Here is a 15,765-nt window from a genome sequence, read left to right as displayed (position 1 = left end):
CGCGAATTCAGGCAGAAAAGTCCGTAGTTTCGGTCAGCTGTAAGGCCTGCAACAGAGTTACGGGCGTGACGGCGAACGGCAAATCATTCAGGCTGTCAGCCGGGAAACGAATCTGATGGGCAATCTGATACAGTCTGGCCGCCCTGTCGCCCAGCAATCCCGGCAGGCGCAGTGGTGTACCAAACTGTCGTAACAGGCTGAGCAACTGCGGATCCGGCTGTTGCAGCCCGTTGTCCAGTAATGACTGAAGTAGCAGACTAAAGCCAACCTTTTCCCCGTGCAGCCAGTCATGAAGCTCCGGCTGATGGGTCAGCGTATCATGAATCACATGGGCTACTCCGGGAGTCGCCAGTGAGCCACGAACACTGTTTGCCAGCCCGGCCAGGGCAATATTCGCTTCGATCACCTTCTCAAGATCTGCGGTCACCTGCTGTGACTGATTAGCGACAACGGCCGCATCTCCCTGACGCAGAAAAATGTCAGTGGCCTGCCGGGCTGCCGCTACTTTTAAATCCAGCGCCAGCAGATGAGGATTTTTCCGCTGAAAAGGTTCAAACTCATACCATTTCGCCAGTGCATCAACGATACCGGATCGCAGATAACGCGGGTCCGACGCCGCAATGATGGCACTGTCCACCAGAATCAACGCCGGCATCTGTGACAGTTCGTTGCTGCTCAGATGCCCGCCCTGCGAATTATAGATAATCGCTAATGGTGACCAGGCAGCACAGGTCGCGGCCAGAGTGGGTACGGTAATCAGCCGACGATCGCCTAAGGCTTCATTCGCCGCTTTGGCGGTATCCAGCACACGGCCACCGCCAACCGCCAGAATGCCTTCGGCTCCCTGCTGCTGAACATTGTCACGGAAACCCGCCACCGCCTGCGCGGTACATTCGCCCTGCAAATATTCACTCTCCCAACGAATTCCTGCCTGTTCCAGGCTATGAATCAGTTGCGGGTTGACCGCCTGCCAGGCCCGGGGAGAAGTCAGTATCCGCAGATGGCTGGCCAGCGGGCGAATCAGTTCACCAGCCCGGCCCAACAGACCTGGTCCTTGCAAATAATTTTGCGGAGATTTCACGCTAAACATCTGAATTCCTTAGGAAGTTAACGACGATGAGCCAGCGAACGGACGACAATATCGCCGGTTTTCTGAATCGCCAGTACCAGAAACAGCAGCATAATCACTGTTCCTGCCATCAGCGTGTTATCAAAACGCTGATAACCATAACGAATGGCCAAATCTCCCAACCCGCCACCGCCCACTACACCGGCCATGGCAGAGAAACCAATCAGCATAACGATAGTTAACGTAACCCCGGACACCAGCGCAGGTAACGCTTCCGGCAGCAACACCCGGCTGACGATATACCAGAGATTACCGCCCAGTGACTGCACCGCTTCAATACGACCGTAATCCACTTCATTGAGTGCACTTTCCACAATCCGTGAAAAGAACGGAAATGCCCCGAGAGTAATAGGTACCACGGCAGCTGTACTGCCCAGAGTGGTCCCGACAATCAGACGAGTGAAAGGGATCACCGCGATCAACATGATCACAAAGGGTAATGCCCGGCCAATGTTTACCACCCAGTTCAACAGGTGAGAAATCAGTGGATTTGGCAATAAGCCGCCCTTACGGGTCAGGAAAAGTAACACACCCACCGGCAGGCCAATCAGCAGCGTAAAGACTGCTGATAACAACACCATATACAGAGTGTCCGTGGTTCCGCTGATCATCAGATCCCGAAACTGTCCCCAGTCTACGCTACGCATCTCTGAGCTGCCTCCTTCAGATATTTCGCCCTGAACGCACGATCGGTATCGCCATCCTGCAACAATAGTTGCCGGAGTTCGCCGTCAGGGCGGGCCATAATTTGTTGCAGCGTCCCGCTCTCCACCAGTTGGCCTTTTTCCAGCAATGCCGCACCATGGCAGATACGTTTAACTACCATCATTTCATGGGTGATCAGCACCACCGTTATCTTCAGCTTTTGCTGAATATCGGCCAGCAAATCCAGCACCGAACAGGTGGTTTCCTGATCCAGCGCACTGGTGGCTTCATCGCACAGCAAATAACGGGGATTGGCCGCCAGTGCGCGGGCAATACCGACCCGCTGCTTCTGTCCGCCAGACAGGCGCCCCGGCCAGGCATCCGCAAAGGCTTCCAGCCCGACCAGTTGTAATAACTCTGTCACCCGTTGCCGGCGCAATGGTTTGGCCACCCCGGCAATCTCCAGCGCCAGATCGATGTTCCTGCTGACAGTGCGTGAATGCAGCAGATTAAAATGCTGAAAAATCATCCCCATCTGCTGTCGTTGCTGACGCAGACCACTGACCGGTAACTGCGCAATATCCTGACCATCAATCAACACCCGCCCCGAAGTGGGTTGTTCCAGGCGGTTCAGGCAGCGCAGCAACGTACTTTTCCCCGCCCCACTGTGTCCGAGGATGCCAAAAATGGTCCCCTGCTCTATGGTCAGTGTCACATCGCGGATCGCGGGTTCAACTGCTCCGGGATAGAGTTTGCTGACCTGTTCCAGCCGAATCATTGCCCGGCATCCCTGACAGGGATCACCGACCCGTTATACTTCTTACGAATGAAGTCAGCGACCTGCTGAGATTCCAGATCTTTTGCCAGTTCAATGATCCGTGGATCATTTTTAAGCTCAGGCCGGGTCACCAACAGGTTGGCATAAGGGTTATTTTTGGCTGATTCCAGTCCCAGTGCATCTTTGGCCGGAACCAGCCCGGCTTCCAGTGCATAATTGCCGTTAATAATCGCGGCATCGACATCATCCAGAGAACGCGGGATCTGCGGTGATTCAATTTCGATAATTTTAATCTTTTTAGGGTTATCCACGATGTCTTTCGGGGTCACCAGCACAGAGGTTGCATCGCCGACAGATTTAAGCTTAATCACCCCTTTGTCCTGGAGTAAATAGAGCGCACGACTCAGGTTGGTGGAATTATTCGGTACCGCGATACTGGCGCCCTGCGGCAGATCGGCCAGCGATTTCACTTTATGAGAATAGATGCCTAATGGCTCGATATGCACCGAGGCCACGACGCTAAAGGTCTTACCCAGCTCTTTTTCCTGATCTTTCAGATAGGGCAGATGCTGAAAATAGTTAGCATCGACATCGCCGGAAGCTAATAATGCATTCGGATTCACACCACCATTCATCTGGATAATTTTCAGATCTAATTTCGGATCTATTTTCTGAACATATTCCAGTATTTCTGAATGAGGTACGGGATCAGCAGCCACCCTTAATGGCGCGGCATGTACCGCCTGGGAAATAATTAACGCCAGCCCTGCCAGACCATAATATGCTGATTTCATCATCTCACTGTTCCTTATTTTCCGAATGAATTGTTATTTATTATTGAGATACTCGTGGTAAAAACGTTCGGCAACCTGCGGATGGGAACGCAGGCGGCCTTTTAAATAATTCCAGCCCACATCACGCAGCAATGGATTTAACGGATCACTGGCCGGTCCGTTGGCTAATTTCGCCAGATGATCCGGTAACTGGTATAATGGCACTGTGGCATCGAGCTGCGCACCGAGAAAGAAAGCCACAGACAACCGTTCATGCCCGGCCTGCGGCGAAATAACCCGATGGATAGTCGCCCGTAAATAGCCATTAGTCGCCAGTTCCAGTAACTCGCCGATATTCACCACAAAAGCATCTGGCACCGGTACCGCATCCACCCAAACATCTGGCGAAACTTCGACCTGTAATCCTCCCTGCTCGTCCTGCAACAACAGGGTTAAGAACCCTGAATCCTTGTGCGCACCCACGCCCTGACGCGACTGGTCGTCGCTACGCCCGGGGTAACGGATGACCTTGATATGTTCGTTAGGATATTCACCATACAGGCTGTCAAACGCATGACGAGGCAGAGACAGCGATTCAGCAAAGGCACGTAATAACTCCAGTGCCACTGAGGTCATCTCCTGTTGCCAGCGGGTCAGCACAATGCGCAGTTCCGGCAGAGTTTCCGGCCACTGGTTGGGCCCCTGCATTCGCTGCCAGACGGGGGCCTGTGGGTCATTTATCGCTGGTCGTTCTGCACCAATATCAAACTGTTCGCGGTAGTCCGGCTGGCTGCGGGTAATTTCCACCCCTGCGCGGTTATAGCCACGAAAATGCGGTGAGTTTGCCATTCTGACGCTCAGCTTATCGGCTTCCGGCAACGCAAAGAAACGCCTTGATATATGCTGAACATGGGAGAGTAATTCAGAAGAAATACCATGGCCGGTCAGATAAAAGAAACCGATATCGCGGGCGGCTTTCCCCAGTTTTTCCAGCAGTGCCGCACGTTGTTGCGGGCTACCCTGTAATTCGGAGAAATCTATCACCGGTAACGCTATATTATCTGCTGCCATGAAAATCTGCTCCTGACTGATGAATAATTTCATCATGCCATTGCAGTTTATTATTCACTACCAACATAAAGTTCTGTGCTTAAGCAAAAAAATGAATATCGCGATTCATTGGTTTATCAGCCAGATACACAGAAAAAACGCTTTATTTTCCAGCCTCTGTACCGTGAATAATAAACTCAGGGGGCTGCCAGGCCGTTATTTCCGGCAATGGTCCGGTGTATATTTCAACCTCAACAAAACAGGTCTGGGCACTGCAACCCTGACCGAGTCGTGAGCTGCCGGTATCCGGCGTTAATATATTCGGATTACCGTGCTTATCCAGCGATCCTTCTGCCAGAGGATCCAACGGATCATACCAGGCGCCGGTCGACATTTGGATCACTCCTGGCAATATATCTTCACTTAACTGCACCCCGGCCAGCAGGGAACCGCGTTGATTGAATACCCTGACCACTGACTGGTCAGCGATCCCCCGCGTTGCGGCATCCCGGGGATGCATCCAGAGAGGTTCACGGCCCTGAATCTTGGTCTTGCGGCTGACTGACCCTTGATCATACTGGCTGTGTAACCGTGTCCGGGGCTGGCTGGAGAGTAAATGCAACGGCCATTGCCGCTGATCCTGTTGCCGGGCGGCCTGTTCGGGGACGTACCAGCAGGCATAGCCCGGAGCCTCCGGATAGCCAAACCCGGCTACGGTCGCGGAGAATAATTCAATTTTCCCCGACGGGGTGGACAGTGGCGCAGCCTGCGGATCTTCACGGAAGTCTTGCAGTAAGATCTGTGGCTTCACCGGCCGCGGATATTCGATAACACCGTCTTGCTGAAATTCGGCGTAACAGGGTAATTCAATGCCCTCCGCAGCAGCCCGTGGCCGCGACTGCTGATACAGGTATTCAAGCCACTGCTGTTCATTGCGGCCTTCGGTAAAACGCTCCTTAAATCCCAGTTTGTCGGCAAGCTGGCTAAAAATAGTATAATCATCCCGGGCTTCGGCGTGTGGCGACAACTGTGGATGCATGGCTATCATAAAACCATCATTAGAAGCGCTGCCAATATCTTCCCGTTCCAGCGAGGTGGTCGCTGGCAGAACAATATCGGCAAATTTTGCCTGTGCAGTCCAGTATTGCTCATGAACAATCACCGTCTCTGGCCGACGCCAGCCACGAATCAACCGGTTAAGATCCTGCTGATGATGAAAGGCGTTTCCCCCGGCCCAGTAAATAAGACGGATATCCGGATAGATCAGGGTCTGACCATCAAACTGAAACGGTTTTCCCGGGGCCAGCAACATATCGGTAATTCGTGCAACCGGAATCCGCGCCTTCACCGGATTGATACCGGCCGGCATCCTCGGCCCGGAAAAACGACGTCGGTGCGCCCCCGACAGATTGGTCGACGCGTAGCCAAAACCGATCCCTCCGCCCGGGGTTCCGATTTGCCCTAATAGTGAGGTCACGGCAACCAGTGCCCAGAATGCCTGCTCTCCCTGCCTGGCTCGCTGTACAGACCAGGCCATATTGACCATCGTTCGCCGTGCCGCCATCAGACGGGCCAGTGAGCGAATGGTCTCAGCTTCCAGCCCTGTTATCTCTGCAGCCCATTGCGGATTTTTTATCTGACCGTCAGTCACGCCTTGCAGGTAGTCATTAAAGCGGTCAAAACCCACTGTGCAGCGCCGAATAAAATCTTCGTTAACTAACTGCTCTTCGCTCAGAACCTGGCAGATAGCCAGAAGTAATGCGGTATCGGTCCCCGGTTTTATCGCCAGCCAGTCAGAGGAAATGCCACTGGTGAGATCATGACGAACCGGACTGACATTGATAAACCGGCAACCATTGTTCTGCAGGGTTTGCAGCCAGTGGTCCAGCGCATGATCATTGGCACCACCGCCGTTTACCTGAGAGTTTCGCGAAGGTAGTCCGCCAATAGCCACAAATAACTGGCAATGTTCGGCCAGTACCGGCCAGTGAGTATGCTGACGCTGAAGTTCGTCCAGATCACCCAGAATGTGGGGCAGCACACGCTCGCCGGCGGCGATGCTGTAGGTGTTGGTACTGCCGGTGTAGCCGCCGAAACAGTTGAAAAAACGGTGGAGCTGACTCTGAGCATGATGAAAACGGCCGGCGCTGGCCCAGCCGTAAGACCCCCCGTAAATCGCCTGATGACCGTGGGTTGTCGCCACCCGTTGCAATTCACCGGCGGTCAGACTGAGTGCTTCTTCCCAGCTCACTTCAACAAAGGGTTCCCGGCCACGCTGTTGCGGATTATTATTGCCCTGTAAAAAACCAAGGCGAACTGCCGGGCGTCGTACCCTGCTGTTTCCCTGAACACTATCCGGCAACGAATAACCAATCGGTGATGGCTGGCGGTCGGCCGCAAACGGGATAACCGCAGTCAGGCGACCTTGCTCTACCTGTGCCTGATAGGTTCCCCAGTGCGTCACAATCAGTGAATGTCTGGCATTTTTCGGACGGCTCATCGCGCTCCCGCAATTTCAGTCAATACCGTTAAGGCGCTTAATCACGGCGAATCCGGCGTGCCAGCCGGGTACCTACCGTCTGTAACAGCTGTACCACCACAATCAGTACCAGCGCCGTAGAAACAGTAGCAAACACATCAAAGCGCTGATAACCGTAAGTAATCGCCAGATCGCCAATCCCCCCTCCGCCAACGGTACCGGCCATAGCCGTGGCCCCAAGTAAACCGATAGTCGCCGTGGTGAGCGCCAGAACCAAAGAAGCGGCCGCTTCCGGTAACATAAAGTGCCAGATGGTCTGGAATGTACTGGCGCCCATCGCATCGGCAGACTCCAGTATTCCGTCATTCACCTCCAGCAAAGAGCTCTCAATTAACCTGGCAATATAGGGGGCGATAAACACCACCAACGGGACAATCGCTCCTGCCGTCCCAATCGTCGTGCCTACCAACCAGCGGGTCAGAGGCAGGATGGTAATTAACAGAATGATAAACGGCAGTGAGCGCAGAATATTGATAACGGGATTCAGTAACTGATGCACCAGATTGTTGGGCAGTATCCCGCCAGGCCGGCAAATCACCAGAATGATCCCCAGCGGAATTCCCGCCAGCGCACCAAACCCCAAAGAAATACTGACCATCAGCAACGTATCCTGTGCTGCCCCCAGGAATTGATCGCCGGTGACGGCGGTATTAAAGAAATCAAACATCGCTGATTTTCACCCCTGCATTGACTAAATACCCGACCGCAGAATCAATATCAGCCGCCTGACCACTGATCCGCAGAATCATAAAACCAAGGATGGTCTGACTCACCTCCGACATACTGGCAAACAGGATATTCACCTGGACCGGATAGTCACGGATCAGCTGATTAATAATCGGTTGCTGTGCCGTCTGCCCGACAAACTCCAGCCGCAGCGCCCTTCCCCCTGGCTGCTCACGAATAGCCGCCAGCGTCTGTTCCGGCAGCCGGTCATGAATAACCGTCTCCACCAGCCCGGCGGTCACCGCCTGCTGTGGCTGGCTGAACAGATCGAGCACTTTTCCCTGCTCGACGATTCGCCCTTTGGACATCACGGCGACTTTATGGCAAATTTTTTGTACCACCGACATTTCATGAGTGATCAGCACAATCGTGATCCCATAGCGGCGGTTAATTTCCTGTAATAACAGTAAAATCTGAACCGTGGTATGCGGGTCGAGTGCCGAGGTCGCTTCGTCACACAACAGCACCGACGGGTTGGTAGCCAGAGCTCTGGCAATACCCACCCGCTGTTTTTGCCCTCCGGACAGTTCATCCGGATAACTCTGTGCCTTGTCACTGAGATTCACAAATGCCAGTAATTCACTGACCCGCTCACGAATCTCCTGTTTACTGCGCCTTTGCAGAATCAGCGGAATAGCCACATTATGAAATACCGTCCGCGAGTTCAGCAGATTAAAGTGCTGAAAAATCATACCGATATCTTTTTTAGCCTGGCTACGCTCCCGCCCCGAAAGGCCCTGCAACGACACACCATTAATCAGAACTTCACCACGGTCGGCAGTTTCCAGGCTATTAATCAGCCGCAACAGGGTACTTTTGCCTGCCCCGCTGGCACCAATAACCCCGAAAATCTCACCGCGCTGAATGGTCAGATCAATATTATCTAATGCAGTCACACTTTCGCCTTTACGGGAAAAGACTTTACTGACGGCGTTAAAAGTAATGATTGGAGAATTCATTTGAAATAGTCAGGCAACAAATAGCCATCATACTGATGGTGAGAAAGAATATAGGATTTAAATTCGGCAGAATGATATCCGGCGACAATATCTTTGGCGAACGGTGCCTGTTTATTTTTTCCGACAACCGTCACCACGTTAATAAACTGGCTGACCGGGGTTTCGAGTTTCAGCGCCGATGCCAGTTTAATCCCACTGGAAACCGCAAAATTCCCCTGAATTAACCCGTAATCGACATCCGGTAATGCCCGTACCTGCTGAGCATTATCCATCTCTTTCAGCACCAGTTTGTAGGGATTTTCACTGATATTACGCTGCGAGAAAGTCGCAGGGTCACTGTCCGGGCTTATCTTCAGCCAGCCTAAACTTTGCAGTACCAGCGCGGCACGATACTCATTCGGTGCCTGGTTAGGCACCGAAATCACCGTGCCTGGCGCCGGAGTGTTCAGGGTCTTCAGCTTCCCGGCATACAATCCCATAGGGGGCGTGGGTACCTGGACAATCCCGACATTATCAATGCCCAGCCGGTCATTGACTGATTTCAGATACACCGGATGCTGCATAATATTAGCTTCGATTTTCCCCCGGGCAACAGCATCATTCACCTGAATTCCGTCGCTGAAATCCAGATATTCAATCTTATAGCCTTTCTTAATTAAATAAGGCGCCACGCCTTCACGGAACTCATCTTTATAAGGCCCGGGGTTAAATCCTACCCTGATAAGCTTTGTATCTGCGTGAGCCACAGAGAAAAGGGCCGAAGAGGCCAGCAAAGAAACAATAAGCCTGTTCGTCAGTGAACGATGCATAAGAAAAAGATCTCCCAAAAATTCCGGTAACTATTGATAAATCACATATCTACCCGAAACTTTCGGACAGTACCAGACTCTGCTTATGGCTTTTATTTGCTAAGGTTTAGCGTTAATTTGTTATTACCTTTTATCGCTATCTTTATCTTAATTATTGCTTGTGCGCTCAGCGGATATTACTGCCGGGCAGCAGTAAGCTGTGAGATAGTTTGTCTGTTTGAACTGAAAATGAGAAAACTATGCCGGTATTTCGCTCGTCACCGCTGATAAGCCAGTTAGAAGACAATATCTTTAGTGTGCTGGAAAAAATGGCAGCACAAACCGATGCTTCGCAGCGACCCGTCATAGACCTGTCATCCGGCAGCCCACGACAGCCGACACCGCCGGCGGTGGTCGCAGCCCTGCAGCTGGCCGCCGCCCGGCCAGATAATCATGATTATCCCTCTTTCTGGGGAAAAGCAGAGTTACGCCAGGCCATTGCCCGCTATTGCGAGGCCAGCTACGGCTATCATCCGGACCCGGAAAACGAAATTGCGATATTTCAGGGAGCACATATCGGCGTTTCAGGAATTCCCCGCGCTATTCTGAGTCCTGACGAGTACCTGATATCTACCGATCCCTGCTACCCCATCTATCGTTCTGCCGCCGCGCAGGCTCAGGCCCGATTTTATGGTATTCCGTTGCAGGCTGAACGGCAGTTTCTGCCGGACTTTAGCCAGGTACCCTCAGAGGTCCAACAGCATGCCGGTTTGCTGATGCTGAATTACCCGCATAATCCGACCGGAGCGACTGCCACTGAACAGTTATTTGATGAGGCTCTGGACTTTGTGCGACAGCAGAATATTCCATTGTTGCATGATTTCGCCTATGCCTCAGTGGGCAGCCAACCTCACCCTGCTCCACTGAGCCTGATGTCTCGTCCTGAGGGCGCAGAATGGGGCGTGGAAATTTATACCATGTCGAAAACCTTCCTGATGGCAGGCTGGCGGCTGGGATTTGCGGTCGGAAATGCCTCGGTAATTAGTGCCTTTAAAAAACTGCACACGCAGAGTTACAGCACGGTATTCGGAGCGATACAGGATGCAGCCATCACTGCACTGTCACTGCCCCCGGAGGCCGTCAGCCAGTTCGCAGAAACCTACCATCGCCGCCGTGAACTGGTCATCCGTAGTCTGGATGCCATGCACTGGCCGGTCGCCCCTGACCAGGGAACGTTCTTTCTGTGGTTGCCGGTTCCGGCAGGCTACCAGAGCCAGCAATTTGCCGAATATTTACTGCGCGAAGCTCAGGTTCTGGTGGCACCAGGCCAGGCATTTGGCCCGGCCGGAGAAGGCTTTATCCGACTGAGCCTTACCACCGATGACAGCATACTCGATGAGGCACTGAAGAGAATGGCAGCGTTAAAACTATTCCATTGACCCTGTGCTGAATGGCCGGTTAATTGGCCATTCAGCCTGATTATCCTGCCATGCCTTAATTTTTATCGCTGAATTATTTTCAAATTCAACCCGTAACACTATAAAAAAATACTCTTTTATCGTCAGCCAGTTACCGTTAAATAACCCTCCCGGAAAACAATAAATATAATTATTAGAATTTTCTTAAGGAGATATATATAACTTATGCCAGGCTTAATAGTGAAAAATCACATTAACCGAGGTGAATAATGAGTGATTCAGAAAACACAAAAACTAAAGTTGATTTTCTTCGTGATGTTATTTCACAGCTAAAAGAAATACGCCATTATGCACAGACCAATACCGAAACTTTATCAGCACACTGGCTGGCTTTTGATACCGGTGAATATGAAGATAAAGAACTGGCAGAGCGGATTAATACCTTACTGAATCAGCAAGGGAGATTGCTGGATGAGACAGAATCCGTTATTCAGGATCTGGAAATTTCGGTAAACCACAGCGAACAGGAAAGTTAATTGTGGTTATCAGGGCACCAGCGGTGCCCTGACATCTTTATCGCAACTTAAAGATCGTTTTTCACGACGACTTTATCCGCACCCGGTAAAGTATAAACATTCTCCTGATACCACTTCTCAGACAGTTTTGCCAGCGTACCGTCTTGTTTCAGCGAGGTGAGGATATTATCAATCTTGCTGATCAGAGCCGGGTCTTCCCCTTTCTTGTACAGCACCACCGTCGGGAACAATCCAACGCTGGCAGATGCTTTGATATTCAACGGCACTTTCTTGATCAGTGACAGATACCCGCCGATAGGATAAATAGCAGCATCATATTCCCCCGAATCTACCGAACGGAACATATCCAGGGCCGACTCTTCTCCGGAAGGTGTTAGCGTAATCGGGGTGGCCGCATGTGACTTGTTGTACTGTTCAATCACTGTATAACGGGCATCATTGACATTAATTGGGTTCAGTTTTTTATGCTTAGTGGCAATATCGTCCAGAGAGTTAATACTGTTATCGTCTTTTCTGACGATCAGCCTTAAATCGCTGATCCCTGTAGGCTGATGCGAATAATCAAAGCTTTTCGCACGATCTTTATTCAGATAAAAATGGTTTGCTGAAAGATCGTAAGCCCCGGTTTTCAGTCCGGTCAGAATTGCATCCTGAGACACCGTGCTGTAGCTAAATTTATATTCCGGCAATTTCTTCTGAATAATTTTTAGCAGCTCGCCATCATAGCCGGAAATGGCTCCGTTCTCATCCACATAAGAGAATGGATAGTTATTGCTGTCCAGCGCGACATTGACCTGTTGCACAGCTGCCTGAGCCAGAGATGCAAACGATGATAATGCCAGCCCGGAAACTATCAGGGCACCTGCCAGTGATTTTTTAAATGACATGAGTATTCCTTTTAATATTACACTAGTGTTTTTTTAATAATAAGATCGATAACTTTCGAAAATAACAATCCCAGGCCGACAAAGACGATATAAACAATCAGGTAAGACTCGACATAATTAAATGTCCGGGCTGAGACAATATTTGATTTAGCCACCACATCAATGACCCCGATCGTGGAAGCTAATGCCGAGTCTTTAATCAGATCCATCACCACGTTACAGAATGCCGGACTGTTGGCGGCCATCATCTGCGGAAAAATAATTCGCCGGAAACTGCTGAACGGTGGCAGATTAACGGTCCTGGCGGCTTCCGATTGTCCGCTATCCACTGAGTACCAGGCAGAGCGAAAGAATTCTGAAAAATAACCTGAATAAACAAATACCAGTGAAGCAATAGCGGCAACATTCTGAGGCAGTTTCAGTTTCCAGGCCGATATTCCGTGAATACCCACCCAATTAAATACCGCCACCAACAGGTAAGGCAGGGTGTAAAACATCATGTACATCAGAACAATGACCGGTATGGAACGGGTCAGTGACAGATAAAGGAAAATCAGCTGCTGTAAGGCACGGTGTTTTACCTTCAGGCTAATCAGACAGACCACTCCGCCGGCAATCAGCGAAAATAACAATGACAACAGAATGATTTGCAGCGTTTCGCCTAATCCGCTGAGGATAAATGGCGTGGAGGTGAATAAAAATGTCTTATCCATGCTATTTACCCGTAATAATCTGGTATTTATTTTCCAGAATTTTAAGCACACCAGAAATGATCATACTAAGCAACCAGTAAATCAGTAACGTGCTTATAAAAGACTGAATTTGCAGCATTCCATAACTGGCATTCGAAATTCTCTTCGCCAGACCGAATACATCATTAATCCCCACCAGATTCACGACTGAAGTCATTTTTACAATGGTGATCAAAAGGTTGGCAAAGCTTCCCACTGAGATCACACAAGCCTGCGGTAAAATGATTCTGAGGAACCCCGCCAGTGGCGGAATATTACTGGCAGCAATGGCTTCGGCCTGCCCGCTGTCAACTGACTGAATTCCCGAGCGGATTATTTCGGCAAAATAAGCTCCGGCAATCGCTGCAATTGCCCCGATGGCATACCAGATGTCCCGGATAGCCGTGACATCGGCTCCGGCTTTCTGCAACAGGAATTTACCGCCAAAATAAAATAACAGAATCACGATGGGAATAGGTGAGGCTCTCATCACTCCGGTATACAGGCCATATAGCCAACATCCCGCCGTACCACTGGATCTCAGTGCCAGCAATACCAGTCCGAGAACCGCACCTGTCAGCACTGAAAACAGGATGATTTCAAGCGTGGTCCCCATCCCGGACAATAACTTGATAAAAACGTCGCTGAAGCTGTTCATATTAGTAATGTGTGACTTTATCGACAAAATTGCGGGTGCGTTCATTATTCGCCGCATGGAAGATCACTTGTGGCGTGTCAGATTCAATAATTTTCCCACCCTCCATAAACACCACCTTGCCGGAGATTTTTTCGGCAAAGGAGAATTCATGGGTAGAGATAATCATGGTCTGCCCCGCAGCTGCAATTTTGCGGATAAGCTGTAAAACGCCACCAATATTTTCAGGGTCAAGTGCCGATGTGGGTTCATCAAGTAGCAAAATCTCCGGTTGCAAAGCCAGCGCCCTGGCAATGCCTACCCTCTGCTTCTGACCCCCGGATAAATTACGCGGATATTCGCCGGCTTTATCCGCCAGCCCGACTTCGGTTAAATACTTAACCGCGATATCTTTTGCCTCAGCCGCCGCTATTTTCTTACCGTAGATAATGCCTTCAGTCACGTTTTGCAAAGCTGTCAGATTATTAAAAAGATTATAGTTTTGAAAAACCATACCGGTTTTCTTTCTGATATCACTTTCCTGTTTTTTGTTATAACGACCAAAATCAATAGCCGTTCCTGAAATATCCAGTGTACCGCTGTCAGCGGGAGATAATAAATTCAGGGTTCTCAGCAGGGTTGTTTTCCCGGAACCACTCGGACCAATCAGGGTAATAATTTCGCCCCGCGTTGCTTCCAGCGAGACCTGGCTGAGAATCTCTGCATGACCTATTTTTTTCGAGAGGTTACGGGCAGAAAAAATTGTTTTCTGCGACATTATTCGTCTCTCCAGCCAAGATCTTTAGCCACCACATCAATCAACAGTTCCAGTGAACGATTGCTCAACCGGTAATCAGGTTCAATAGTATGCGACTGGAAGGCGATATGGGTCGCACGCTCCAGCACACTGTCTTCCGCCAGCAAGCGCCCGACCTGCTGCGGGGTGCCATAATAAGCATCTTTGATGGTGGCAAATTCATTCAGAGCACAGTAATCCTGACTGGCCGGATCGGCATATTTCTCATCGAACCTTTTGATAAATCCATCCAGCCATTGCTGGCCCTCGCTGTGCTCATCGACCACCAGGACAGTGCGGGATACCATAATTCGGGGTTCCGTTCCTGCCGGCAATGCAGCCAGGTAACTGTCAATAATCCGGTGCTGAATAGCCAGTAACGAGGTCTCTCCTCCAACGGCCCGTGGCTGGGTGCGGGATAGCATCAGGCCGAACCCAGCGGCCCCTGCCTGCGCCGCCCCCTGCTCAGAAAACGTCGCCAGCCAGGTTTTCGGCTGTAAATTGTCTGGTGCCGGATAGAGTTGCTGTTTGTTACGCAATATCTCCTGAAACCGTGTAAAGTTATCGCCAAAGATTTTTCGACGATTCGCGGCCTGCAAGCCGAACCCTTTAAACGTGGCATCCGTTGCTCCGCTACCCAACCCCAGTTCGAGCCGCTGGTTATGCAGTAAATTCAGAACGGTGGCGTCTTCAATCACCCGCAACGGGTTTTCAAATGACAGGGTAATCACTGCGGTACCGAGAGTGATGTTATTGGTGACCTGACCGGCCGCTGACAGCAGGACAAAGGGGGAAGGTAAGCCACCCTCTTCACGATCAAAATGGTGTTGTGCTATCCAGGCATTATCGTATCCCAACTTTTCCGCGAGAATAATTTGATCTAATGCAATCTGGTAGCGTTGCTGTGCGGAAGTATCATCCAGCAGACGGGTGAGAAAACCTAACTGTTTTTTTTTGCTGACTAAAGACATAACCAAACCATAATTTAATTCATTATTAATTTTCCTTTTTTAAAAATATCAGCATTAAAAGTTAGCCGCAATCCGCCGTTATACAACCAATTTATCTATCGATATGCTTTTTTTATCTTTAGAAAAATATTTAATTATTGCTGATTTATTTACTCCGATATTCTTTATTTACATCGGGATCAGATATGTATTAATTGTTTAATTATTTAAATGAAATTGTTAATTCATAATAAAAATTATCCATCAATTAAACACTAGTTCTTCAGATATAAAAATTGATCCAACTAACAAAAAGGAAAAAGCTTCGTTTGGTGGTGTTTATCGCAGCTTCATTTCTTCCTGATTAGCAACAAAATCGTCCGACATGACAACCAGTGACACCAGGTATTTCCCGAAGCGTCCGCG

General features: G+C 50.2%; 16 protein-coding genes. 2 read left to right on the top strand and 14 right to left on the bottom strand.

Translation table 11 applies throughout. The features are described from left to right. Positions 1-7: 7 nt before the first annotated feature. From B3Z23_RS17650 to B3Z23_RS17610, 9 genes are all read right to left on the bottom strand, one after another. Positions 8-1,090, bottom strand: a complete 1,083-nt coding sequence (locus B3Z23_RS17650) for an iron-containing alcohol dehydrogenase family protein (RefSeq protein WP_294912547.1) — start codon at positions 1,088-1,090, stop codon at positions 8-10. A gap of 17 nt (positions 1,091-1,107) precedes the next feature. Next, positions 1,108-1,776 carry a methionine ABC transporter permease gene (locus tag B3Z23_RS17645; protein ID WP_294912546.1) on the bottom strand — a complete coding sequence of 223 codons (669 nt, stop codon included), beginning with the start codon at positions 1,774-1,776 and terminating at the stop codon, positions 1,108-1,110. Further along, the gene (locus B3Z23_RS17640; RefSeq protein WP_294912544.1) at positions 1,764-2,552 is read right to left on the bottom strand and encodes a methionine ABC transporter ATP-binding protein; all 789 of its coding nucleotides are present in this window, start codon (positions 2,550-2,552) and stop codon (positions 1,764-1,766) included. Before B3Z23_RS17640 ends, B3Z23_RS17645 begins: the two co-directional genes overlap by 13 nt. After that, positions 2,549-3,346, bottom strand: a complete 798-nt coding sequence (locus B3Z23_RS17635; RefSeq protein ID WP_414716510.1) for a MetQ/NlpA family ABC transporter substrate-binding protein — start codon at positions 3,344-3,346, stop codon at positions 2,549-2,551. The genes B3Z23_RS17640 and B3Z23_RS17635 overlap by 4 nt, the downstream gene beginning before the upstream one ends. Positions 3,347-3,379: 33 nt before the next feature. Then, positions 3,380-4,396 carry an isopenicillin N synthase family dioxygenase gene (locus B3Z23_RS17630; protein WP_294912541.1) on the bottom strand — a complete coding sequence of 339 codons (1,017 nt, stop codon included), beginning with the start codon at positions 4,394-4,396 and terminating at the stop codon, positions 3,380-3,382. Positions 4,397-4,538: 142 nt separating this feature from the next. Then, a complete protein-coding gene (locus B3Z23_RS17625; protein WP_294912539.1) occupies positions 4,539-6,875 on the bottom strand; it encodes a molybdopterin-dependent oxidoreductase in 2,337 nt (778 codons plus the stop codon). Between the two features lie 37 nt (positions 6,876-6,912). After that, positions 6,913-7,581, bottom strand: a complete 669-nt coding sequence (locus B3Z23_RS17620; RefSeq protein WP_294912537.1) for a methionine ABC transporter permease — start codon at positions 7,579-7,581, stop codon at positions 6,913-6,915. Beyond that, on the bottom strand, positions 7,574-8,587 hold the full coding sequence (locus B3Z23_RS17615; RefSeq protein WP_294912603.1) for a methionine ABC transporter ATP-binding protein: 1,014 nt from the start codon (positions 8,585-8,587) through the stop codon (positions 7,574-7,576). Before B3Z23_RS17615 ends, B3Z23_RS17620 begins: the two co-directional genes overlap by 8 nt. Before the next feature lie 8 nt (positions 8,588-8,595). Continuing rightward, positions 8,596-9,408, bottom strand: coding sequence for a MetQ/NlpA family ABC transporter substrate-binding protein (locus B3Z23_RS17610; protein WP_294912535.1), 813 nt, complete (start codon positions 9,406-9,408; stop codon positions 8,596-8,598). A gap of 239 nt (positions 9,409-9,647) precedes the next feature. Here B3Z23_RS17610 and B3Z23_RS17605 point away from each other — a divergent pair, with 239 nt between their 5' ends. Together B3Z23_RS17605 and B3Z23_RS17600 are read left to right on the top strand one after the other, a co-directional pair. Next, the gene (locus B3Z23_RS17605; protein ID WP_294912533.1) at positions 9,648-10,826 is read left to right on the top strand and encodes an aminotransferase class I/II-fold pyridoxal phosphate-dependent enzyme; all 1,179 of its coding nucleotides are present in this window, start codon (positions 9,648-9,650) and stop codon (positions 10,824-10,826) included. Between the two features lie 248 nt (positions 10,827-11,074). Further along, positions 11,075-11,341: a hypothetical protein gene (locus tag B3Z23_RS17600; protein WP_294912531.1), complete on the top strand. Its 267-nt coding sequence runs from the start codon at positions 11,075-11,077 to the stop codon at positions 11,339-11,341. A gap of 47 nt (positions 11,342-11,388) precedes the next feature. Here B3Z23_RS17600 and B3Z23_RS17595 read toward each other — a convergent pair whose 3' ends face one another. Genes B3Z23_RS17595 through B3Z23_RS17575 form a run of 5 tightly spaced genes read right to left on the bottom strand, consistent with a single transcriptional unit; the run spans position 11,389 to position 15,360 of the window. Then, positions 11,389-12,228 carry a transporter substrate-binding domain-containing protein gene (locus B3Z23_RS17595; RefSeq protein ID WP_294912529.1) on the bottom strand — a complete coding sequence of 280 codons (840 nt, stop codon included), beginning with the start codon at positions 12,226-12,228 and terminating at the stop codon, positions 11,389-11,391. A 17-nt stretch (positions 12,229-12,245) separates the two neighbouring features. Further along, complete coding sequence (locus B3Z23_RS17590) at positions 12,246-12,941, bottom strand: ABC transporter permease subunit (protein ID WP_294912527.1); 696 nt, start codon at positions 12,939-12,941, stop codon at positions 12,246-12,248. Position 12,942: 1 nt separating this feature from the next. Beyond that, complete coding sequence (locus tag B3Z23_RS17585) at positions 12,943-13,662, bottom strand: ABC transporter permease subunit (protein ID WP_294912525.1); 720 nt, start codon at positions 13,660-13,662, stop codon at positions 12,943-12,945. Then, complete coding sequence (locus B3Z23_RS17580) at positions 13,619-14,356, bottom strand: amino acid ABC transporter ATP-binding protein (protein WP_414716508.1); 738 nt, start codon at positions 14,354-14,356, stop codon at positions 13,619-13,621. The genes B3Z23_RS17585 and B3Z23_RS17580 overlap by 44 nt, the downstream gene beginning before the upstream one ends. 14 nt (positions 14,357-14,370) lie before the next feature. Beyond that, positions 14,371-15,360, bottom strand: a complete 990-nt coding sequence (locus tag B3Z23_RS17575) for an LLM class flavin-dependent oxidoreductase (RefSeq protein ID WP_294912522.1) — start codon at positions 15,358-15,360, stop codon at positions 14,371-14,373. Positions 15,361-15,765 lie beyond the last annotated feature (405 nt).

Source organism: Tatumella sp. UBA2305 (genome assembly GCF_002345795.1).
GTDB lineage: Bacteria > Pseudomonadota > Gammaproteobacteria > Enterobacterales > Enterobacteriaceae > Tatumella > Tatumella morbirosei.
The sequence above is the reverse complement of the archived record's forward strand: the minus strand, read 5'-3'. Positions and strand labels throughout refer to the sequence as shown.